Origin of the sequence: uncultured Microbulbifer sp., assembly GCF_947489355.1 — a bacterium.
In the GTDB taxonomy this organism is placed as follows: Bacteria; Pseudomonadota; Gammaproteobacteria; order Pseudomonadales; family Cellvibrionaceae; genus Microbulbifer.
Genome location: NZ_CANLDD010000037.1, coordinates 17,094 through 38,162 on the forward strand (window position 1 = coordinate 17,094; position 21,069 = coordinate 38,162).

Annotated in this window: 21 protein-coding genes; 13 read left to right on the plus strand and 8 right to left on the minus strand. The window is 51.9% G+C overall.

The features are described from left to right. Positions 1 to 67 precede the first annotated feature (67 nt). The 7 genes from bamA (at position 68) to rnhB (ending at position 7,610) form a co-directional block, all read left to right on the plus strand. Positions 68 to 2,638: an outer membrane protein assembly factor BamA gene (gene bamA / locus Q1A48_RS14315; protein WP_299946127.1), complete on the plus strand. Its 2,571-nt coding sequence runs from the start codon at positions 68 to 70 to the stop codon at positions 2,636 to 2,638. A gap of 77 nt (positions 2,639 to 2,715) precedes the next feature. Beyond that, positions 2,716 to 3,231, plus strand: coding sequence for an OmpH family outer membrane protein (locus Q1A48_RS14320; protein WP_299946130.1), 516 nt, complete (start codon positions 2,716 to 2,718; stop codon positions 3,229 to 3,231). Positions 3,232 to 3,243: 12 nt separating this feature from the next. Further along, positions 3,244 to 4,305: a UDP-3-O-(3-hydroxymyristoyl)glucosamine N-acyltransferase gene (gene lpxD, locus Q1A48_RS14325; protein ID WP_299946133.1), complete on the plus strand. Its 1,062-nt coding sequence runs from the start codon at positions 3,244 to 3,246 to the stop codon at positions 4,303 to 4,305. A gap of 85 nt (positions 4,306 to 4,390) precedes the next feature. Next, entirely contained in the window at positions 4,391 to 4,828 is a 438-nt protein-coding gene (gene fabZ / locus Q1A48_RS14330) for a 3-hydroxyacyl-ACP dehydratase FabZ (protein ID WP_299946136.1), read from the plus strand. Between the two features lie 109 nt (positions 4,829 to 4,937). Continuing rightward, complete coding sequence (gene lpxA / locus Q1A48_RS14335; protein WP_299946138.1) at positions 4,938 to 5,717, plus strand: acyl-ACP--UDP-N-acetylglucosamine O-acyltransferase; 780 nt, start codon at positions 4,938 to 4,940, stop codon at positions 5,715 to 5,717. Positions 5,718 to 5,828: 111 nt separating this feature from the next. Further along, complete coding sequence (gene lpxB, locus Q1A48_RS14340; RefSeq protein ID WP_299946140.1) at positions 5,829 to 6,986, plus strand: lipid-A-disaccharide synthase; 1,158 nt, start codon at positions 5,829 to 5,831, stop codon at positions 6,984 to 6,986. A gap of 6 nt (positions 6,987 to 6,992) precedes the next feature. Beyond that, complete coding sequence (gene rnhB / locus Q1A48_RS14345; RefSeq protein ID WP_299946143.1) at positions 6,993 to 7,610, plus strand: ribonuclease HII; 618 nt, start codon at positions 6,993 to 6,995, stop codon at positions 7,608 to 7,610. Between the two features lie 22 nt (positions 7,611 to 7,632). On the opposite strand, the gene Q1A48_RS14350 is transcribed toward rnhB, so the two are convergent. After that, the gene (locus Q1A48_RS14350) at positions 7,633 to 8,904 is read right to left on the minus strand and encodes an HlyC/CorC family transporter (RefSeq protein ID WP_299946146.1); all 1,272 of its coding nucleotides are present in this window, start codon (positions 8,902 to 8,904) and stop codon (positions 7,633 to 7,635) included. A gap of 86 nt (positions 8,905 to 8,990) precedes the next feature. Then, entirely contained in the window at positions 8,991 to 9,791 is an 801-nt protein-coding gene (gene ccsA, locus Q1A48_RS14355) for a cytochrome c biogenesis protein CcsA (protein ID WP_299946147.1), read from the minus strand. Between the two features lie 193 nt (positions 9,792 to 9,984). On the opposite strand from ccsA, the gene ffh reads away from it, so the two are divergent. The 5 genes from ffh (at position 9,985) to rplS (ending at position 13,567) form a co-directional block, all read left to right on the plus strand. Continuing rightward, on the plus strand, positions 9,985 to 11,406 hold the full coding sequence (gene ffh, locus Q1A48_RS14360; RefSeq protein ID WP_299946149.1) for a signal recognition particle protein: 1,422 nt from the start codon (positions 9,985 to 9,987) through the stop codon (positions 11,404 to 11,406). A 155-nt stretch (positions 11,407 to 11,561) separates the two neighbouring features. Further along, on the plus strand, positions 11,562 to 11,801 hold the full coding sequence (rpsP, locus tag Q1A48_RS14365; RefSeq protein WP_299946152.1) for a 30S ribosomal protein S16: 240 nt from the start codon (positions 11,562 to 11,564) through the stop codon (positions 11,799 to 11,801). Further along, the gene (gene rimM / locus Q1A48_RS14370) at positions 11,802 to 12,362 is read left to right on the plus strand and encodes a ribosome maturation factor RimM (protein WP_366523420.1); all 561 of its coding nucleotides are present in this window, start codon (positions 11,802 to 11,804) and stop codon (positions 12,360 to 12,362) included. It abuts the gene before it with no gap. Positions 12,363 to 12,364: 2 nt separating this feature from the next. Then, complete coding sequence (gene trmD, locus Q1A48_RS14375) at positions 12,365 to 13,129, plus strand: tRNA (guanosine(37)-N1)-methyltransferase TrmD (RefSeq protein ID WP_299946191.1); 765 nt, start codon at positions 12,365 to 12,367, stop codon at positions 13,127 to 13,129. 87 nt (positions 13,130 to 13,216) lie between these two features. Further along, positions 13,217 to 13,567 carry a 50S ribosomal protein L19 gene (gene rplS, locus Q1A48_RS14380; RefSeq protein ID WP_108733996.1) on the plus strand — a complete coding sequence of 117 codons (351 nt, stop codon included), beginning with the start codon at positions 13,217 to 13,219 and terminating at the stop codon, positions 13,565 to 13,567. A gap of 215 nt (positions 13,568 to 13,782) precedes the next feature. Here rplS and Q1A48_RS14385 read toward each other — a convergent pair whose 3' ends face one another. Together Q1A48_RS14385 and Q1A48_RS14390 are read right to left on the minus strand one after the other, a co-directional pair. Continuing rightward, positions 13,783 to 14,160: a SirB2 family protein gene (locus tag Q1A48_RS14385; RefSeq protein WP_299946158.1), complete on the minus strand. Its 378-nt coding sequence runs from the start codon at positions 14,158 to 14,160 to the stop codon at positions 13,783 to 13,785. Between the two features lie 430 nt (positions 14,161 to 14,590). Continuing rightward, positions 14,591 to 15,178, minus strand: a complete 588-nt coding sequence (locus Q1A48_RS14390; RefSeq protein WP_299946160.1) for a hypothetical protein — start codon at positions 15,176 to 15,178, stop codon at positions 14,591 to 14,593. A 1,043-nt stretch (positions 15,179 to 16,221) separates the two neighbouring features. On the opposite strand from Q1A48_RS14390, the gene Q1A48_RS14395 reads away from it, so the two are divergent. After that, a complete protein-coding gene (locus Q1A48_RS14395; protein ID WP_299946162.1) occupies positions 16,222 to 17,475 on the plus strand; it encodes a DsbA family protein in 1,254 nt (417 codons plus the stop codon). Positions 17,476 to 17,646: 171 nt separating this feature from the next. Here Q1A48_RS14395 and Q1A48_RS14400 read toward each other — a convergent pair whose 3' ends face one another. From Q1A48_RS14400 to Q1A48_RS14415, 4 genes are all read right to left on the minus strand, one after another. Next, on the minus strand, positions 17,647 to 18,138 hold the full coding sequence (locus Q1A48_RS14400; protein ID WP_299946165.1) for a hypothetical protein: 492 nt from the start codon (positions 18,136 to 18,138) through the stop codon (positions 17,647 to 17,649). A 318-nt stretch (positions 18,139 to 18,456) separates the two neighbouring features. Continuing rightward, the gene (locus Q1A48_RS14405) at positions 18,457 to 18,744 is read right to left on the minus strand and encodes a hypothetical protein (protein ID WP_299946168.1); all 288 of its coding nucleotides are present in this window, start codon (positions 18,742 to 18,744) and stop codon (positions 18,457 to 18,459) included. 1,143 nt (positions 18,745 to 19,887) lie between these two features. Further along, the gene (locus tag Q1A48_RS14410; protein ID WP_299946170.1) at positions 19,888 to 20,403 is read right to left on the minus strand and encodes a DoxX family protein; all 516 of its coding nucleotides are present in this window, start codon (positions 20,401 to 20,403) and stop codon (positions 19,888 to 19,890) included. Next, on the minus strand, positions 20,400 to 20,921 hold the full coding sequence (locus Q1A48_RS14415; RefSeq protein WP_299946172.1) for a hypothetical protein: 522 nt from the start codon (positions 20,919 to 20,921) through the stop codon (positions 20,400 to 20,402). Before Q1A48_RS14415 ends, Q1A48_RS14410 begins: the two co-directional genes overlap by 4 nt. Between the last annotated feature and the right edge of the window lie 148 nt (positions 20,922 to 21,069).

Below are 21,069 nucleotides of genomic sequence, written 5' to 3' on the forward strand. Positions count from 1 at the left end.
CGGAAAGCGGGTGCTCTCAGGGTGCTTTCGCCCCTGGTGTGCGAATAAAAAGACTCGGAATTAGTAGATGAAAGATTTCCTCAAAGCGGCCTCCCTCGGCCTGATATTGCCATTGAGTGCGATAGCGCAGTCGTTCGTGGTCAACGATATCCGCGTGGAAGGCTTGCAGCGCGTTTCGGCCGGTACAGTCTTCTCTGCGCTCCCGGTTCGAGTGGGCGATGAGATTGAGGCTCTGGATATTCAGGGTGCGACCCGAGCACTTTTTCGCACCGGTTACTTTGAAGACATTCAAATTGGCCGTGAAAATGGCGTCCTGGTTGTCACACTGCGGGAGCGCCCGGCAATTTCCAAGATCGAAATTACCGGTAACAAGGCCATCTCAACGGAAGACCTGCTGAAAGGCATGCAGGAAAATGGCCTTGCCGAAGGTCAGATCTTTAAGCGCGCCACTCTGGAAGGGCTGGCCCAGGAGTTGCAGCGGCAGTATGTGGCACAGGGGCGTTACGGTGCCAGTGTACAAACCGAAGTGAAGGAGTTGCCGCGAAACCAAGTAGAACTCAAGATTATTGTGGATGAGGGCTCGGTCGCGGCAATCAAGCATATCAATGTCGTCGGCAATCGCGCCTTCTCCGATGAGGAGCTGGCGGAGTTTTTTGAACTACAGACCACAGGTTGGTTGTCCTGGCTGCGCAGTGACGACAAATATTCCCGCGAGAAACTCACTGGCGACCTGGAGCGTCTGGAGTCTTATTATCTTGATCGCGGCTATCTCGACTTCCAGATCGACTCCACCCAGGTCTCTCTGAGCCCGGACAAGCGCAGTGTATTTATTACCGTGAATGTGATTGAGGGCGATGTTTACACTGTCAGTGAGGTGGATCTGGCCGGTGACCCGATTGTGCCGGAAGAGGAAATCCAGCGGTTATTGCTTGTGCGCGAGGGCCAGACCTTCTCCCAGGTACTGATGACCACCACTTCTGATTATATTACCAAGCGCCTGGGCAATGAAGGGTATACCTTTGCCGAGGTCAACGGCATTCCCGAGCCGAATAGAGAAGAAAAAACAGTTAAGGTGACCTTCTTTATCAACCCGGGCAAGCGCGCCTATGTGCGCCGTATCAATTTTCGCGGCAATACCCGCACTTCGGATGAAGTATTGCGCCGGGAAATGCGCCAGATGGAATCGGCTTCGGCCTCGTCTGCACGTATCGAGCAATCGAAAGTCCGTCTCGAACGGCTCGGCTTCTTTAAGGAGGTTGAGGTTGAAACTAGCGAAGTTCCGGGAACCTCGGACCAGATTGATGTGGAGTACACGGTCGAGGAGCAACCCTCAGGCTCTATTGGCGGAACCCTCGGTTATGCCGAGACCAGCGGCCTTGTGCTGGGGGCCAATATCCAGGAAAACAACTGGATGGGCACGGGCAAGTCGGTTGGCATTGGATTGAATTATTCTGAATACCAGACCGCAGTGAACTTTTCCTACGTGGACCCATACTTTACACCGGATGGTGTCAGTCGCGGTTTCAATGTTTTCTATCGAGAAATTACAGCTTCCCAGGGAGGTCTCTCTGATTTTAATACCACCACTTACGGTGGTGGTGTCAATTTTGGTTATCCATTGTCTGAAGTATCCCGTGTCGGCTTGAATATTGGGTTTAGCCACCTTGAGCTTTTTACAAACTCTACTTCAGGGCAGGAAATTCAATCCAGTCCGTCCTCAATCGCAGGAGTGGATAGGACAATAACCCGTGATGAGATTCAGGATATTCTTGATGCTGCTGAGGAGGATATAACTCTGGACTTGGCGATGCCAGAAAGTGATACATTATTCAGTTCTGATGGATTTATTGATCGTTACGGCGACGCTTTTGATAACCTGAGCCTGACAGCTTCCTATGCACGCTCTACACTGAATCGCGGGATTCTGGCCACACGCGGGGCCTCTCAGAATTTTTCCGTGGAATTTACCGTGCCTGGCAGTGATCTTGAATATTACAAGTTTATTTATACCGGCCAGTATTTCCGCCCATTGACCAGAAGTCTGACTTTGCGCTTGCGCACCCGTTTGGGCTACGGTGATGGTTATGGGGGCCTCGACGAATTGCCGTTCTTTAAGAATTTTTATGCCGGAGGATTCGGGTCGGTTCGCGGGTTTGAGCGCAATTCCTTGGGGCCCAGGGAAACTCCGGCTGCGACCTTTGCTTTAGACTCGGCGAGGAATCCAAGTGTTTTCCCTTGTGCAACTGCGGGTGGGGAAATTACCGAGGAATGTTATTTGGTCGACAATAATGGTCAATTAGTGACTACACCACTCGATTCTAGTCCCGACCCCTTTGGCGGCAATATCTTGATTGAAGGTAGCGCAGAGGTGATTTTCCCATTGCCATTTATCAAGGATCAGCGGTCTTTGCAGTCGGCTTTCTTTATCGACGCGGGCAATGTATTCGACACCAGTTGTGGTGATACCCAGATAAACTGTTACGATGTGGATTTTGGTAAAATGAATGTTTCCGCAGGTTTGGGTCTGACCTGGATTACCGGCTTTGGCCCGCTTACCTTCAGTTTGGCCAAACCACTGAAGAAAAATGAGGATGATGATGAGGAGGTCTTCCAGTTTACCCTGGGCAACAGCTTCTAACCTCACAGTCTCACAGGAAAAGGCATCTTTGGTGCAAATCGAGCGCCGTGAAAATAACATTGATTGGAGAAACAAAAGTGCTTAAAAATGTAAAAACTATCGCGGTTCTGCTGGTTGGGTTGACCTTGTCCGGCGCCGCATTGGCGCAGACCAAGATTGGGATATTAAACCTGCAGGCTGCCATCATGAGCACAGATGTAGCCAAGTCCAAAGTGAATTCCTTAAAAACCAGCGCCGAATATTCCAAACTACAAAGCAGCGCGGAGTCGATTCGCTCCGAGCTGCAGAAAATGGCAGAGGATGCCCAGAAAAACAGTGTGACCTGGTCCGACGAGCAGAAGACTGAGTATCAGCGCAAGGCCAATTTCAAGCGCTCCGATTTCGAGACCACGGTTAAAAAGCTGCGTGCGATAGAAGCCCAGGTGGGCCAGGAAATACAAGCTTCTTTGGGACCCAAGGCCAAGATCGCGCTGGAAGCGATTATCAAAGAGCAAAAGCTGGATTTGGTTTTGGATGCCAGTACAGCGTTTTTTGCCAGTCCCCAGGTTGACCTCACTGAGGCAGTCGTAAAGCGTATGAATGCAGAAAAGTAAACCCTAGCCCCCATGAGTGACAATTTGTCCCTGGCCCGGCTTGCGCGAGTGCTGGGTGCTGACCTGCGTCTGGCACCCGGTGTAGACTCCCGATACGAAATTTCCGCTCTCAGTACATTGCAGGATGCCGAAGCCAGTGATCTGACTTTCCTGGCCAGTTCCCCCTATCGCCGCTTCCTTAAAAATACGGGTGCCGGTGCGGTGTTGGTCACTGAGGAATTTGCCGATGAATGCCCGGTTTCGGTGCTCTGTGTCGAAGATCCCTATCTCGCTTTTGCCCGTGCGAGCGCCCTGTTTAACACAGCGCCGCAGGGGGAGGCCGGTATTCATCCCTCGGCAGTGGTTCACCCCGATGCTGAAATTTCCTCCAGTGCCAGTGTGGCCGCCGGCGTTGTAGTAGAAAAGCATGCCAAAATTGGCCCCAATGCCTCTCTGGGGGCCAACTGCTTTGTGGGGGAGGGGGCTATCATAGGTGCGGGCAGTTGTTTGCACGCCGGTGCCGTTGTGCATCACCGTTGCAGCCTTGGCAGAGATTGTATTATTCATAGCCAGGCGGTGATCGGAGCTGATGGTTTCGGCTTTGCGTATCACCAGCAGGAATGGATCAAGATCTATCAGCTCGGCGGCGTGAATATTGGCGATGACGTCGAAATAGGAGCCAATACCTGTGTTGATCGCGGGGCCCTGGGCGATACCGTTATTGGCAGAGGGGTTAAGATCGACAATCTGGTTCAAATCGCGCACAATGTGAAGATTGGTGACTATTCAGCCATTGCTGCTTGTTCCGGGATTGCCGGCAGTGCAGTCATTGGGCGGCACTGCGCTCTGGCTGGGTGCTCGCGTATCGCAGGGCATGTGACGATCGCCGATGGCTGCACCGTGACTGCCGATACGTTTGTGACCAAGTCCATTGACAGCCCAGGCAGTTATTCTGGTGCCCTGCCTTTTTCTGATAGCCCTACCTGGCGCCGCAACGCGGTGCGTTTTGGGCGGCTGGACAAAATGGCGCGCAGGTTGAAGGACCTAGAAAAACAGCTGAAAGCGTTGTCCCGCCACACCGGCCGGGAGGACTGAACCGGCTGGTATTGAGTGGATCAAACTTGGCTTTATTGTTTTCGGGGCGTTTATCGCCCCGAAGTGGTTTCTGGGGGCATTTGGAATGATGGATGTATGCGAAATTCGCGAGTACCTGCCACACCGCTATCCTTTTTTGCTGGTGGACCGCGTTGTGGAATTCGAAACAGGGAAGTGTATCAAGGGTTATAAGAACATTTCGGTAAATGAAGAGGTTTTCAACGGACATTTTCCGCAGATGCCAATCTTCCCCGGGGTTATGATTATTGAAGCCATGGCACAGGTTTCAGGGATTCTTGGCTTCAAAAGCTCTGGCAAGAAGCCTGAGGATGGTTACCTGTACCTCTTTGGTGGTGTCGATAAGGTGCGCTTCAAGCGCCAGGTGATTCCCGGTGACCGACTGGATCTTGAATCTGTGTCAGTCTCTGTACGCCGCAATATCTGGAAGTTCTCCTGTAAGGCCAGTGTCGGTGATGCGCTGGCAGCTTCTGCTGAGATCCTGTGCGCAGTGAAAAAAGTGTAGCCGTTTCACCTCCTGCATGAGAATTGCCAATTGTGCACTTTCTGGTTTCTCTATTGGCATTAAGTTTATGGTATCCGCAGTGTCCACTACCTGAGGAGTAGGTTCCAGAATGCAGACAACTATCCACCCCACAGCGATTGTCGACCCAACGGCAGTCATTGGTTCTGGGGTGAGTATCGGCGCCTACTCTATTGTCGGAGCTGGAGTGGAAATAGGGGATGGTTGTGATATTGCCTCGCACGTGGTTCTGAGTGGGCCGAGCAGTCTGGGAAAGAACAACCGTATTTACCAGTTCGCTTCGGTTGGTCAGGATACCCCCGATAAGAAGTACCGGGGAGAGCAGACCACGCTGGTGGTTGGAGATAATAATGTTATCCGGGAAGGGGTAACCATTCACCGTGGCACAGTGCAGGACCGCGGAGAGACGACCATCGGCAACGGTAATCTGATCATGGCCTACGCCCATGTCGGTCACGACAGCCTAATCTGCAACAATACCATCCTGGTCAACAATGTGGCCCTCGCCGGCCACGTAGTCGTGCGGGATTGGGCCATTCTCAGTGGGTATAGCTTGGTACATCAATACTGTAACATCGGCGAGCACGCCTTTCTTGGTATGGGGGCTGCGGTTGGTAAAGATGTACCGGCTTATGTGATGGTTGCCGGAAACCCGGCTGAAGCAAAAACCATTAACGTGGAAGGATTGCGTCGCCGCGGATTCTCCCGAGAGGAAACCGCGTTGATCGGCAAGGCCTATAAAATTGTGTATAGACGCGGGCTGACGCAACAGGAGGCTTTGCAGGCGTTGGTGGAGCTGCGCGAACAATCTGCTGTCATTCAGCCGTGGATTGATTCATTAGAATTTTCCACCCGCGGTATCGTCCGCTAACCTCGCGGGATTTACACAGGGACTGTCAACTTCGTGGCTTCCCGGTTTGGTCTTTGAGTGAATTGCGCCTGGTCTCGTGGGGCGGGCTTTCATCCAGAGGGATTTTAAGGCGTGTCAGAAAAGAATAAGCCGTTTCGCATTGGTGTGGTTGTTGGTGAGGCCTCGGGGGATATTCTGGGCGCAAGTCTAATGGCTGCATTGCAAAAGCGCCTGCCCGAGGTGGCATTTGAAGGTATCGCTGGCCCGCGTATGCTGGCTCTGGGCGCAAACTCCCTGTATGCCATGGAGCGTCTGTCGGTGATGGGGCTGGTAGAGCCCTTGAAGCGCCTGCCAGAATTATTAAAGATCCGCCGCTCCCTTTGTCAGTATTTTATCAAAAATCCGCCGGATCTCTTTATCGGCATCGACGCGCCGGATTTCAATTTGTCTCTGGAGGAATCCCTCAAAACCGAGGGGATCAAAACCGTGCACTATGTCAGTCCCTCAGTGTGGGCCTGGCGGCGGGGAAGGGTCAAAAAGATTGCCCGCGCAGTGAACCACATGCTGACATTACTGCCCTTTGAGGCCAAATTTTACCGGGAAAACCAAGTGCCGGTAACCTTCGTTGGACATCCCCTTGCCGATGATATTCCACTGCAGGTCAATGGCTCTGCAAAGCGCCGGGAACTGGGCTTTGCGGATAGCGATAGAGTCATCGCTCTGCTCCCAGGCAGTCGTGCAGGGGAAGTGCGCTTACTTGGGTCACTGTTCTTGCAGACTGCCCGCTGGTGTCACCAGCGTAATCCGGATATCAAGTTTGTCCTGCCCGCCGCCAACAGGCTGCGCCTCTCAGAGATCAACCGGCAGTTACAGGGTTTTACCGAGCTTCCGGTAACTGTGCTGGAAGGCCACGCTCAAACGGCGCTTACCGTTGCCGACTGTGTACTGATCGCCTCTGGGACTGCCACTTTGGAAACGATGCTGTTGAAAAAACCGATGGTGGTGGCTTACAAATTGGGCAGAGTTTCCTACGCTATTATTTCCCGAATGTTACATACCCCCTGGGTGTCGTTGCCCAACCTGCTGGCGCAGAAGGAGTTGGTACCGGAAATATTGCAAAGCAATGCCACTCCGGAAAACCTTGGGGCTGCGTTGATGCGCTACTTTGAGGACCCCCTGCTGGGGGATCAACTGCAACGGGAGTTTAATGAACTCCACCAAGAGTTGCGCTGCAATGCCTCCGAGCGTGCGGCGGACGCTGTTTGCAACCTATTGGAGCAAAGTGGATAGAGATGGATGTGTCCTAAGAAAGCGCTTCCCCCTTACATTTGTACTTATCAGGGCGTTTTGCTTGCCGGTGTCGATGAGGTGGGGCGCGGCCCCCTGGCTGGCGATGTCGTTGCGGCAGCGGTCATTCTCGATCCGGCCAACCCCGTTGAAGGTCTCGCCGACTCAAAAAAATTGAGTGAAAAAAAGCGTGAGTTACTTTACGACCAGATTTGTGCGTGTGCATTGAGTTATTCTATCGCCCGTGCCACGGTGCAGGAGATCGACCGAATCAATATTCTACAGGCCAGTTTACTGGCCATGTGTCGCGCTGTGGAACAGCTGTTTGTACAGCCGGAATATGTTTTGGTGGACGGCAATAAAAAGCCGGACTGGTCTTATCCGTGTGATACGGTGGTGAAGGGGGATAACCGGGTTGCAGCCATTGCAGCGTCTTCTATTCTGGCAAAAGTGACGCGGGACCGGGAGCTGGTGGAGCTTGATAAAAAATATCCAGGATATGGATTGGCCCGACACAAAGGTTACCCAACCAAAGTGCACCTGCAGGCATTGCAGCAGCTTGGTCCCAGCCCTGTACACAGGGCGAGCTTTGCCCCGGTAAAACAAGTGTTGATGGATTTGGCTTAGTGGTTGGTTGTTGGGCCTCGCCCTAGGCATTGATTTTCTTAACGCGTGCGCGAGTGATCATGGTGTTGGAAACTTCCTCAATCTCCACCAGGTAATTCAGGATATAGAGACTGATGTTACCATCGGGGATGCTTTCCAGGTGTTCCATGGCCAGACCGTTAAAGGTTTTGGGGCCATCGGTTGGCAGGTGCCAACCCAGGGTGCGATTGATATCGCGAATGGATGTGCCGCCCTCTATCCTATACCAGCCATCCCCGGCGGCGATGATCTCTTGGTCATCGCTGGGCACCGGACTTGCGGTGAAATCACCGACGATTTCCTCCAACAGGTCCTCCAGGGTAACAATGCCCATCACTTCGCCGTACTCGTCCACCACCAGCCCCATACGGCGTTTGGTTTTCTGGAAATTCATCAACAGTGTGGGCAGTGGTGTGGCTTCGGGTACGAAGTAGGGTTCATCGGTAAAGGACTTGAAGCGTTCAGCGGTGAAATTTTCCGGGCCATCGCGCAATATCTGTGCGGCGCGGCGCAGATGCAGGATGCCAGTCACCTGGTTGATATCGCCTGTGAAGACCGGCAGACGGGTATAGCTGCTCTCAGCCAGCTGCTGGAGTATCTGCTCGGCAGTGTGCTCCAAATCCACACCCATGACTTCGTTGCGGGGAATCATAATGTCTTCGACGGTGGCCTGATCCAGATCCAGTACGTTGAGGAGCATCCCTTTGTGTTTGCTGGGAAGCCGGGCACCGGACTCAAAAACCACAGTCCTGAGTTCCTCCGGGGCCAGGTGCTCTGATTCGCCCCCTGCAGTGGTCTCGACGCCCACCAGGCGCGCCAAACCATTGGAAATACTGCCGACTAACAATACCAGTGGAGTGAGTAGCCACAGCAGCGGTTGCAAAATCCATGAGGCAGGAAAAGCGACTTTTTCAGGGTGTAAAGCGGCAATGGTTTTTGGTGTTACTTCGGCAAAAATCAGGATCACGATAGTGAGTGCTGCGGTGGCATAAAACACTCCAGCATCCCCGTAGAGTTTGGTAAACACTGCGCCGGCAATGACAGAGGCGAGAATATTGACCAGATTGTTACCGATCAGAATTACTCCGATCAGCTTGTCGGGTCGCGCAAGCAACTCCATGACGCGTTTGGCTCCGCGATGCCCACTTTTGGCCTGGTGCCGCAGGCGATAGCGGTTCAGCGCCATCATGCTGGTTTCGGAACTGGAAAAAAAAGCTGATATGACGACCAGCAGGGCCAGCAGGCTGAACAGCAGGCCCGGATGGATCTCGTTCAAGGGAGAACTCTTTTTGATTCGAAGCGGAGATATTGGAACAGAATGCCGACCTCTGCAAGTATTCGGGTCATTTTTCTTTTCTCCCGCTACCCGCGCTGGAGAATCACCTCCGTAACCAGTTTGCTGCCAAAGTAGGCCAGCATCAGGGTGGCGAAGGCACACAGGGTCCAGCGTACAGCCGTGTTGCCGCGCCAGCCCCACTGCCAGTGTCCCCAGAGCAGAATACTGTAGAGCACCCAGGCGATGATGGAGAGTAGGGTTTTGTGCATGGGTCCCTGCTCGAACAGGTTGCCTACAAAGACAAAGCCTGTCACCAGAGAAGCGGTCAAAAGTAACTGGCCTAAAGTGATAAGACCGAAAAGCAGCGACTCCATGCTCTGTAAAGGGGGTAGTAAGCGGGCGGCCCCCACCGGTCGGTGTTTGTGCAGTTGTTGGTTCATATAGTAGAGATAGATAGCCTGCAGTGTCGCCAGGGTTAGCAGTGAGTAGGCGGGTATTGAGAGCAGTGCATGGACTGCAATACCCTTGGAGAGCTGGCCGTGTGGGGTGACTGTGCCCCAGGTATGCGAGGCGGCGAATTCTGTGATTGCCCCTATTGGGGCAAAAATCAAAATCAGCAGAGTCAGGGGTCGCTTTGCCGCAAGCATTAACAGCAGCAGGTTAACCACCCAGGTAACCAGTGACAGCATCGCCAGCAGGTCGAAGCGATAGCCCAGGGGAGAAAACAGGGTATGCACCAGGGAGATCGCATGAGCTGTCAACGCTGCGGCAAGTAGTGCCAGAAGCAGTCTGTTGTCTGGTTGGCGCTTGTGGGCAAGGGCTGTCGCCGCAACAGCGGTAGTGGCCAGGTAGAGTGCGATGGCTGTCCAGTGGGCGTAAGCCGCCATTGATTCGATCCGTATCATGATTGCAACTGACTGGAAGTGTGTCACAGCCCGCTTGAACAGGGAAGGTTTGGTGTTATTTCGGCTGCGCGGGTACCTGGGCTATACTGCCGCGCCTCAGACAGGGTGTTGTGAATGGTTCCGCGGCCCTGCGCACCGGGGTCCAATCCGCAACCGGAGAAATCGAGGCGAATTTATGTTCGATAACCTGAGTGACCGCTTATCAGCGGCTCTAAAGAAAGTCACCGGCAAGGCGCGCCTGACCGATGACAATGTCCGCGATACCCTGCGCGAAGTGCGAAAGGCACTGCTTGAGGCGGATGTCGCCCTGCCGGTTGTAAAGGCCTTTGTGCAGCAGGTGCGCACCGCAGCGGTGGGGCAGAAAGTGAGCAAGGCCCTGAATCCGGGCCAACAGTTCGTCAAGATTGTTCAGGATGAGTTGGTAAAGGTCATGGGGGCAGCTGCAGAGCCCCTCAAGCTGGCTGTCCAGCCCCCCGCGGTTATCCTTATGGCCGGCCTGCAAGGGGCCGGTAAGACCACCAGTGTTGCCAAACTGGCCAGGTACCTGCAGGAGCGGGAGAAGAAGAAAGTGATGGTGGTGAGCGCTGACGTATATCGCCCGGCTGCCATCAAACAACTGGAAACCCTGGCGAGTGAGGTGGGGTCACAGTTCCATCCCTCTACCCCGGAGCAAAAACCTCTGGATATCGCCAGGGGGGCGGTTGAGGCCGCGCGCAAACAGTTTGCCGATGTATTGATTGTCGATACTGCGGGGCGCCTGCATATTGATGCCCAGCTGATGGACGAGATCCGCGAGTTGCACCACGCGTTGAACCCGGCTGAAACCCTGTTCGTGATTGATGCCATGATCGGTCAGGATGCTGTGAATACCGCCAGCGCCTTCGATATGGCCCTATCGCTAACCGGTATCATCCTGACCAAGGCCGATGGTGATGCCCGCGGTGGTGCAGCGTTGTCTGTGCGTCAGGTGACCGGCAAGCCCATCAAGTTTATCGGTGTCGGTGAAAAGACCGATGCGCTGGAGACCTTTCATCCGGACCGTATTGCCTCCCGTATTCTCGGTATGGGGGATATCCTGTCTCTGATTGAAGAAGCAGAACAGAAGATTGATAAGGGCAAGGCTGAAAAGCTGGTCAGGAAGGTGCAGAGGGGCAAAGGTTTCGACCTGGAAGACCTGCGCGACCAGCTGCAGCAGATGCAAAATATGGGTGGCTTTGGTTCCCTGCTGGAAAAGATGCCGGGTATGGGCGGTTTGGCCCAGGCCGCACAGCAGGCGGATATGGGCAAAGAGTTCAAGCGTATGGATGCGCTTATCTCCTCCATGACCCCGGCTGAACGCCGCAGTCCCGAACTCCTCAATGGTTCCCGCAAGCGCCGAATCGTTGCCGGATCCGGAACCCACCTGCAGGACCTGAACCGCCTGCTCAAGCAGCACAAACAGATGGGCAAGATGATGAAGAAGCTCAAGGGGGGTGGTATGGGTAAGATGATGCGTGGCATGAGCGGCTTGCCCGGTATGGGCGGGGGTATGCCTGGCGGTATGGGAGGAATGGGTGGTATGCCCGGTGGCTTACCGCCTGGGCTTAAGAAAAAGTAGCGCCCCAGGCCGCTGGGTGGGGGCTGATACAGCGCTATACAAATTCCTGGTGCTGCATTAGAATACGCCGCCTTTCAGTCCGGTGCGCTGCCGGCAAAGTTATTTCGGTGGCCGAAGAGTGCGGTCACCCAGTCTTGAACCTACAGGAAAGTTACATGGTAACCATTCGCTTGGCTCGTGGTGGTGCTAAAAAGCGCCCGTTTTATCACCTGACAGTTACCGACAGTCGCAATGCTCGCGACGGTCGTTTTATAGAGCGTGTTGGCTTCTTCAACCCGGTTGCTCGTGGCCAGGAAGAGCGTCTGCGGATTGACCGCGAACGCGTGGACTTCTGGCTGGGTCGAGGTGCGCAGGTTTCTGATCGTGTCAGCAAGCTGCTGAAAGAATCTGCCTGATTGGCCCGTGGTAGTGCGCTTGTGACAGAAGAGGGGAATAATTCCGAAGATTTGGTCACTGTTGGGCGCATAACGATGGCTTATGGTGTGCGCGGTTGGGTAAAGGTACACTCCTATACAGAGCCGATGGACAGCATCCTGCAGTTCCCCAGTTGGAGATTGCGCGGGCCGAAAGGCTGGGAAACCCTTGAAATAGATGCTGGCAGATGCCACGGTAAGGGTTTGGTTGTACATATCAAAGGCATAGACGATCGCGATAAGGCGACGGAGATCTGTCAGCGCGAAATAGCGGTTGTGCGTGATTTTATGCCCACACTCGAACGGGGCGAGTATTACTGGCACCAACTCGAGGGCTTGCGGGTAATCAGCCACTTTCAGGGTGCAGTGCATGACTTTGGTAGAGTCGCGCATATGATGGAAACGGGTGCCAACGATGTGTTGGTAGTACGTGGCGGTACGGACAGGCGCGAGCGTTTAATTCCCTATCTGCCAGGCCAGTTTATCCTAGATATAGACCTGCAGGCCGGTGTGGTCACCGTCGACTGGGACCCGGATTTTTAAAGATTGGAGCGATAATGAAGAAAATCGCTCTGGTAAGCATTTTCCCGGAAATGTTTGCCGCACTGACCGAGTATGGTGTCAGCGGACGGGCTGTGAAAGCGGGCCTGCTGGAGGTGCGTTGCTGGAACCCCCGGGATTTCACCAGTGACAGGCACTGTACCGTGGATGACCGCCCCTATGGTGGTGGTCCCGGAATGGTGATGTTGGCTGAACCCCTATACCGGGCTCTGGAGGCTGCACGTGCCTGGACCGGAGCGGAGGGTGAGCCTGTACGGAGTATCTATCTTTCTCCGCAGGGACAGCAGCTGAACCAGGGTGGAATCGAAGCGCTTTCGATTGCCGGAAATCTGGTACTGCTGGCGGGGCGCTATGAAGGGGTGGATGAGCGTATCATAGAGTCCCTGATCGACGAGGAATGGTCTATTGGTGACTATGTCCTCAGTGGCGGTGAGCTGGCTGCTATGGTAATGATGGATGCAATCATCCGCTTGATACCCGGTGCCCTCGGGCACACTCAGTCGGTGGTTGAAGATTCTTTTTCCACAGGCCTGCTGGATTGTCCCCACTACACCCGGCCCGAAGTGTACCGGGGGGAAGTGGTGCCTGAAGTGTTGCTTTCGGGCAACCATGAGAAAATACGCCGCTGGCGCCTCAAGCAGGCCCTGGCACGCACACAACAGCGCCGACCCGATCTTCTGGAGGGGTTGGAGCTGAGTGAGGAACAGAAGCAATTGCTGGCAGAAATCCGGCGGGAGCGAAATTCCTGAAAACTTGATGCCGGATTCGCCGGGAGGCGGGAGTAGTTCGGTAAACTAGCTGAGAAGCTACACAAACCCTGTTTGGGAGCAATCCAAATGACCAACAAAATTATCCAGCAATTGGAGCAAGAGCAGCTAAAGAGCGAGGTGCCTCCTTTCGCACCCGGTGATACCGTTATCGTTCAGGTAAAAGTAAAAGAGGGGAACCGCGAGCGCTTGCAGGCGTTTGAGGGGGTGGTGATCGGTAAGCGTAATCGCGGCCTGAACTCCTCATTCACCGTGCGTAAAATCTCCCACGGTGTTGGTGTAGAGCGTACTTTCCAGACCCATAGTCCACTGGTTGACAGCATTAAGGTAAAACGCCGTGGTGATGTGCGCCAGGCCAAACTGTACTACCTGCGCAGCCTGACTGGTAAAGCGGCGCGGATTAAAGAGAAGCTCAATTAAGCACTTTTGTAAGCGCAGTATTAAGTCGGGGCGCCTTGCCCCGGCTGCATTTCCGTCTTGTTAGGCAGCCGGGTTAAGCCCTTCCCGGTGCACATTTTGTCTCTCCATTCTCCAAAATACGCACCGAAGCAACCAGTTGCGCCATATTTTATGGGAGGGCAATCAGTAGCCTATGGATTTCTATTTGATTGCCGGGTGTATACAGCTGAGAAAACCTACCAAAGTACCGGTTTAATGATTGCCAGGTAGAAGATGAACGCTATCTGCGCGAGCGCCAACAGGGCGGCCATGATACGGGTACGCCGGGAAAGCGTTGGACGCAGGGCCATGAAGCCTGCAACGATATAGCCTAATACCAACACCAATTTCGCTGCAAGCCAGTGGTATAGAACCGGATTCCAATTCCCGAGAATCGCCAGGGTAATGGCTGCCGACAGCAATAAAGTATCATTGATATGGGGCGCCAGGCGTAATGGCGTTTGCCGCCAGTGGTTTTTTTTGCCGAAATCCAACCCTACTCTCAGGAGAAATAGAAAGAGACTGATCACTGCAGTAGTGATATGGACCTGTTTAACCAGTGTATAGCTGAGCATCGGGCAGTTTTCTTTACTTTGCAAATATTGGATTGCCGGGCAGGAGGCTTTCGGCAGGAAAGTCAATTTATAGCCAGCGCTCTATCTTAAGGATTCCCCTCTGGTTAAAGCAATAGTATTCAGGGAAATTTCCTTGTCTGGAAATTTGTAAAAGAGTGCTGTTTATAGACGCTGAGGGAAGGTTGGGGTAGAGAGAAGTCGGGAGAGTAAAGCAAATCGGGGCATACCTGTTTTTCTCACACAATGACCGAATGGAGCTGCAGGTGCAGGGCCTGCCGGGTTTGCTCTTGAAAATACTGCCTCGCTTGCACGGGGTTATTTGTAGCTCAGGGGGCTATGGTGGCAAGCTTCCGTGCCAAACTGGCCCGGCAACCAGACAGATTGCCGGGCATTAGCTGTATATGGAGAAAACCCACTCGTATGCAGAGGTTTAAGGCATATGTGTATTTACATGTGCAAACCGCTTGTGCTTCCAGGCGGACATCTTTGTGGCCGTCCAGGTTGCCCAGTTACTGATTGAAGGTATCCATACCCCCTGGGTGGCCAGAGCGGTGCCAAAGCCCATTTTGTGCACAATCATATGGCTTGAGCTTATACAGTTCTCGTATCGCGTTCTGCCGGGGATATTGGGCCAGACTTCGTGGTACTGGGTGTTGTCGGCATTTTCCAGTTCATCTTGTATTTGTTTGTATTTTATTACATCCTCTGCAGTGCATTTTGTGTAATAAACGTCCGTGTTTGCATTCTGGGTGTTTCTGGCCCAGTTGGTCCTGCCTATTGGGCCCCCATAAAAAACCCAGCCTTCATCACTCATCCCTGTCATGGTGATGTTGCCATTCTCAATCATAAAAGTGGTTGCATGGCCATCTTCCACCAGTTTCCCTAAAAGTTTGGTAATGCCGGATGGAGAAATGGAAACGCCTTTGGCAAGGCCGGACCAACTAATGATTGAGTAGGCAACGCCAAAAACGGGTGAATCTACTTCCAGCTGATTGAGTAATTGTCGTCCAGTTGGCATCAGTGAAGCCCTCCATGAATCCATCTTTTGTATTGACGCTGAATTTCAGGTTGTACCTGTTCAAAGAAATACACCACATAAGGTTTTGCTACATAGCTGTATCCCGTCATCCTGGCGATTGTGTAAAACCTCCTATAGGTCATTGTTAAATCAGATATAGTTTGTTTGACGGGTTGCTATTGCTCTCTCTTACAAAGTTGACCATTGCCTACCGCCGGTTCCGGTTTCAGAAACCTTTCGTGGTTGATTTCCCGGCACTACCTAGATCACTTTGTACCTTATATCGCTTTGAAGAACTTTTTACAATCGAGCAGGGAAAGTGATTTTAGTTTCTCGATGCAATAGCCAAAATGTACCGACTAAAAAGGGAAAAACACCGTAAAAGTTGACTTGGCAATACAGCTCCTGGCCTGTGCCAGATGTTGCATGGAAGGCCCCTGATCCTGGCGGTCATACTTGTTGGGATCATCAATGAAAGTGGATGGGGGGATAGGGCGCAGGAATGAATGGGCGGGAGTGGCGGCAGAAGACAGGCAGGGCCTGAATTGCCCTTATATTGTCACATCATCGCCACATTTATTGTTTATCCGATATCCGCACGATTTACATAATCTCATTTATCTTTTAGAATGTCTCATTAATTGAATTTAATCGAATATAGGGCTGTTTTCTACCGTTGACTCTAAAAGCAAACAGCTGGATATCCTATCGATGATATGAGGCTGTTCATGTCTTAATACTCATGCCTGAAGTATTCTGTAAGTTAGGGTAGTTGCAGCTAACTGCTCAGAAATTTCTTGTTTTTAATGGATGCAGAGTAAAAGCCTGATAAAGCACAAGTGTGCGATTGGTAATATTGTTGCATCTAACCCAAAACTTTAGTTGGTTTGTTATTGATTGATGTTGCCGGATATGGCAAAAAAGGGTTGGGAGCGGCAAGGGGGCGACGCAGTATCCCTGGCTCCCCACTCTGGGTTAGCATTGGCAGACTCGCTGGGAATATTGGCTTTTAAATTGATTGTAAACTACGTTAGGGCCTAGTGTTGACTGTAAAGAAACGTTTAATCTCGATGTTTGCTCGCTGGTATACCAGTGACAAAAGAAGAGCAAAGATCTATCGGCGGGCTGAAAAAAAATTGCTAAAGCGCCGCAAGCAGGGTCATGGTGATTGCTATCTTCGTGCCGATGATCCATATTCCTATTTGTTGAGCCAGGTACTTCCCCAGTTTTGTGAGAAATACGCTTGTGAACTCCGTCCAATTATTGTTACTCACCTAGAAGATAGCTGTTATCCAGAACGCCAATTACTGGCTGATTATGCCTTAGAGGATTGCCAGCGTTTAGCGCGCGCCTATAATCTGGAGCCGCCGGTAAAGCGTAGCAGCCTCTCCGAGAAGGCAAGCCTGGTATTGTGTGAGGCGGCACAAGGCTCTCATCCATGGAAAGCCATTGCCGCGATTTTTAAATCCTTGTGGGTAGCACATACAGCCATTCCCGGTATTCAAAGTGCAAATATCCCGATATTACAACAACAGCTCACTGACAATAACACGGTTATGATAAAACGTGGCCACTACCTAACCGCTATGATTGAGTATGCTGGTGAAAAATACTGGGGGATCGATAGGCTTCATTACCTGGAACGACGATTAACCGATGGAGAACTTTTATTTCCAAGTCCTGATCAAAACAATTTTACAGGGACAGCGGACTCTGGAAAAGGTAAAGTCCTTAGCTGTTATTTCTCTTTTCGAAGCCCCTATTCATATATCTTATTAACCAGATTGTTTGCCCTGGCAGATCACTACCAATGTGAATTGGAACTTAAACCCATACTGCCTATGGTGATGAGAGGATTATCGGTCCCCACCTCCAAGCGATTATATATTTTGCTAGATGCCAAGCGTGAAGCTAACCGTCATGATATCCCCTTCGGCTATATTTCCGATCCCCTGGGCAAAGGTGTAGAAAATGCCCTGGCTCTTTTTTATGTTGCCAAAAATATGGGTAAGGAGCGTGAGTATGTGCTCGCCATGACCAAAGCAAGCTGGTCAAAAGCAATTGATATTTCCAATCTGAAAAACCTGCGGTCATTGTGTCATGAATTAGCACTTGATTGGCCAAGCTGTGAAAGTGCATTAATGAGTGAAAACTGGCGTGATTTTGCCGAGATGAACCGTCAGGAGATCTACGAGTACGGGCTCTGGGGCGTGCCAGCTATGATCATTGACTCCCTGGTTGTTTGGGGGCAGGACAGATTATGGATGGTAGATCAACATCTAAGTCGGGGGCAGTAATTTCCCGTGCCTGAGTTACGGATAAATTGGCAGTGTTCAAAATCTTAACCCATCTCTTTACGGTACCCAAACACAGATAAGCCGCAGCGTGTATCGAGCGCAAACGCTTCTGCAGGCTTTATAAAGTTCGCGCACAAACTACCCAAAACAATAGCCATCGCAAATGATAAACTATTGTTGCCGCCTGGTAGTACTATCCGATTCGAGCCCGAGTACCTGATCCACATGCTCGCGAAAATAGAGGTCAAAACCATGACGAGATGCCAGCCACCAGTATAGGTACCCAGGCTTGCTTTTTACTAATCTTGAGTACCAGGTATTGAAGCTTATCCAATAACGGTCGGCCACAACACCGGTATCATAATTCAAAAATGCGGTCTCCCATGCCGTCATCCGCCATGTCGTGAAGATAAGGAATCTCTCTAGTTCCAAAGGAGAGAGGGAGGTTGGGTCCTGCTCCCCGCGAAAGACGATATCGGCCAGTTCATCGCTAGAAGCCAGCAGTTCAGCGTTTTCTCGCCCGTAGGTAACCAGATTAAGATTCAGTGTTGCTTGTGTCGCAAGAGTGCTCTGGCGGATTTCAAGTATCAGAAAACCCAGACCGAGTATAACGCCGATATTGGCGGCAATCGTAAAAAACCAGTTAAGGCGATCTGATGCCATTTGGATTCCATTGACAGAGTTGCTGCGGCCGGTCGAAAAGGGAGACAAATTGCGCTAGCGGTTCGGCGCCCCTTTCCGACGTCAATAAATATCTGCACATCCCCTACCCGAAAATAACCCTCTCTAGGGTATATTTTTTCGAATAGACCGTGTCATCTAAAATCTAGATATTGATTCGGCGATCAATGTTAAGCGGCAGGGTATAGTGTAACTGAAGGCGGAGGAAGTGTTCGTTTATTGGTGGAGGAAAGCGTAAATCCGGAAACCGCTGGTCGTTGTCTGAAAAGTGAGAAGCCCGCCCAAGAGGGCGGGGTGCCGTTACGCAGCTTCTTGATTGTCTTTATCTGACGGTTGATGCCGCTTGGCTCGATGCTCAAGGTAATTCGCCCCGGAGCCAACCCCCTCTATGATATCCGGGATGCTTGCAAGTACGTTTAATGTGCCAAACAGCATCAGCCCGTGGTGGGCGCCGAAGTTCATGTTTGTAAGGTCACTATGCAGGCTTTCATAGGCCTCAGCAAAGCCGCTACCAAAGAGCAACAGGCCAACACATAAATTGGTTAGGGGGTGTTCTACGAAATTGCGAATTGCACTCGAAGCTTTCAAAATGGGTCCTCACTACTGCGCGGGTGCTGCATCAATGTTCCCGTGTATAGGGTGCCCTCAATGGCGTCACCTTGACATACTCCCAATGCCTCAGGGTAGAGGGTCTGTGAAATAGAGAGCATTCTGGTGACTATTCTCCTGATTGATATTCCATGAGTGACAACAGACCATTATTTAATAGGCCAGTTCCCTGTATATCTTGGCTTTCTATTATATATATAATTTCATGATAATTGTTAATTTCAATTGCCCTATTGTCCATACCAAATGCACAATGGCTATGTCCTTGTAGGGTGGGGTTTTTTATTTGACGCATTAGTCAAAAATCACACTCACCGTGAACCAAAGTTAAAGCTGGGCTTGCAACCCTTCCTAAGAATGCGTCTCTGCATCGTGATCCGAGAAACTTTTGTGGCATTTAGGCTGATTTAGCCAGCGGATACTGTTTTTTGTGGTCAGGTAAAACCTGGCGGCACACCCTCAGCGATAACCTGAATGCGTGGATTGGAGAGCGTGACAAATTGTGCTTAGCGTCAGTTGCTTTGACCCATGGGTTCTGGGAAACGGTGTCATACAGTACCTTGGGCGAGAATCGGTACGTCGGATGGTACAATTGGAAAGGCAGGCAGTCTGGTCCGCCTGACTCATTCCAGGTGCTACGCGGTGGGTAAAAGTTGAATCCAGGCCTCCTGCCAGTTTGTGCCATGTTGTTTCCACCAGAAGCCTGGATATCAAATTCATGGTTGAATCCGTGTTCCTTAAAATTGCTATTGACGCACAGCTCAGGAAAGTGCGCTTAGACCCAGACACCCTTGCCCATAATGGCCACCTCCGCTATTTTGTAACCCACTTAGTTGTCAATGACTAAAATGAAAACCACCCAGTAATCGATCAGCCAATAAGTAGTGGGCTAAAACTATCTAAAAATGAAATCTGTGAAATTATGCGATTGCTTGGCAGAGATTGTTAAATCACCCGGCAGTCAAGAAGGGAGTCTGGAATCTGAAATGTTGTTGCCGGTTTGTGGCGCTGCTGGTTTTCAAGGGCCTCGCCAGCCCACCCACTGCCGGTGGTGCCGGGGTAGAGCTAGCGGTGTTGAGAAAAAGGTTTGCAGTTGGGCGCCCGCCGTGCACTGGATGTGCGTTAACTGTTGGTTGAAGAAGCTCCCAGGCGCGCGTTTTGACGGGCCCACAGCCAGTGATCGAACGACCAGCGTCCGGCACCCGTGATAAAGAGAAACATGAGGCTTAGCAGCATCACCATATCCGCCCTGGCTTCGTGCTGAGCACTCCAGAAACCGTAGCGGCCCATTTCGGATACGTGAAAGATCCACCAGTCGTGTCCCAGTAGAATAGGCAGCTTGGTGGAAAGCAGCGCAACACACATGGTGATCATCAGCGGGATCGTCGCTAAACGCGTGGCAATGCCGAAAATGATCATCAAGCCGCACAGGATTTCAACCACACCCACAAAGGGGCCGAAAAACCCAGGCAGCGGAATGCCGATTCCCGTAAAGCGTCCGGCCCCGAGAATATCGGCGAATAGCAGCTTTTGCAGGCCTTCTGGGAAGAACACTGCGAGGCCCACCGCCAGCCGAATAAAGATGGTGGCACTGGCGCAAGCCCTGGCCTCATGCCCACCGAAAAAAACAGAGTTCACTGTGTCTCCTTCCGCGAAGGTGCGTACAGCTCGAAAACCGGCTGATTATTCATAAAAGGGACGGATTCCGCCACATGGCAAGCCAAACAGGCGGCCCTCGCCCTGGCAAACCCCGTCCAGGCCCTGGCTGGATCTTTTGATTGAAAGTCCCGGTCCACGGTTTCCCAAGTGCTGCCGAGTAATATAGCATCCGCATTGGCCTTGCGTGCCGGGCGCTTCAGATACCCATTTTGTATGGTGGTACGAATTTTGCTCCAATGGTAGCTGGCAAGGGCAAAGTTATCGCGCCTCAATGCTTCATAGATGGATTCAAAGCGCTCACCCACCTCCCACATCGGCTGGTCAAATCCCCGCAGATAGCGCTGCAGTTTGGTGAAACGAGTCGAATTGCTTTCTGCATCTGTCAGCCAATGGGTCGTAGCCTGCTTTTCTTTTCCCGGCTGGGCTACGCCAATCCCCACGGCGGCCATCAGAAAAATGCTGCCGATCCAGGTTTTTATAAGGATTCCCGCTTTCATCAGGCATTTCTCCACAACAATATCGAATTTCGATAAAATACCAAACTCCCCATATTGGTTCAATCGCAAATTGTCGCTTTGGACTCCAGTTACAAGCTGTGAAAGGCCTCTCGAAAAGCCTGGAAAAGACAGGGTGCCGTCACGCTTG

Coding starts and splice junctions, on each gene's coding strand:
- lpxD (WP_299946133.1), top strand. CDS start 3,244: ATGAGTGACAATTTGTCCCTGGCCCGGCTTGCGCGAGTGCTGGGTGCT.
- bamA (WP_299946127.1), top strand. CDS start 68: ATGAAAGATTTCCTCAAAGCGGCCTCCCTCGGCCTGATATTGCCATTG.
- Q1A48_RS14415 (WP_299946172.1), bottom strand. CDS start 20,921: ATGAAAGCGGGAATCCTTATAAAAACCTGGATCGGCAGCATTTTTCTG.
- rnhB (WP_299946143.1), top strand. CDS start 6,993: ATGTGTCCTAAGAAAGCGCTTCCCCCTTACATTTGTACTTATCAGGGC.
- Q1A48_RS14385 (WP_299946158.1), bottom strand. CDS start 14,160: ATGCTCAGCTATACACTGGTTAAACAGGTCCATATCACTACTGCAGTG.
- fabZ (WP_299946136.1), top strand. CDS start 4,391: ATGATGGATGTATGCGAAATTCGCGAGTACCTGCCACACCGCTATCCT.
- rplS (WP_108733996.1), top strand. CDS start 13,217: ATGACCAACAAAATTATCCAGCAATTGGAGCAAGAGCAGCTAAAGAGC.
- ffh (WP_299946149.1), top strand. CDS start 9,985: ATGTTCGATAACCTGAGTGACCGCTTATCAGCGGCTCTAAAGAAAGTC.
- lpxA (WP_299946138.1), top strand. CDS start 4,938: ATGCAGACAACTATCCACCCCACAGCGATTGTCGACCCAACGGCAGTC.
- ccsA (WP_299946147.1), bottom strand. CDS start 9,791: ATGGCGGCTTACGCCCACTGGACAGCCATCGCACTCTACCTGGCCACT.
- Q1A48_RS14390 (WP_299946160.1), bottom strand. CDS start 15,178: ATGCCAACTGGACGACAATTACTCAATCAGCTGGAAGTAGATTCACCC.
- Q1A48_RS14400 (WP_299946165.1), bottom strand. CDS start 18,138: ATGGCATCAGATCGCCTTAACTGGTTTTTTACGATTGCCGCCAATATC.
- rpsP (WP_299946152.1), top strand. CDS start 11,562: ATGGTAACCATTCGCTTGGCTCGTGGTGGTGCTAAAAAGCGCCCGTTT.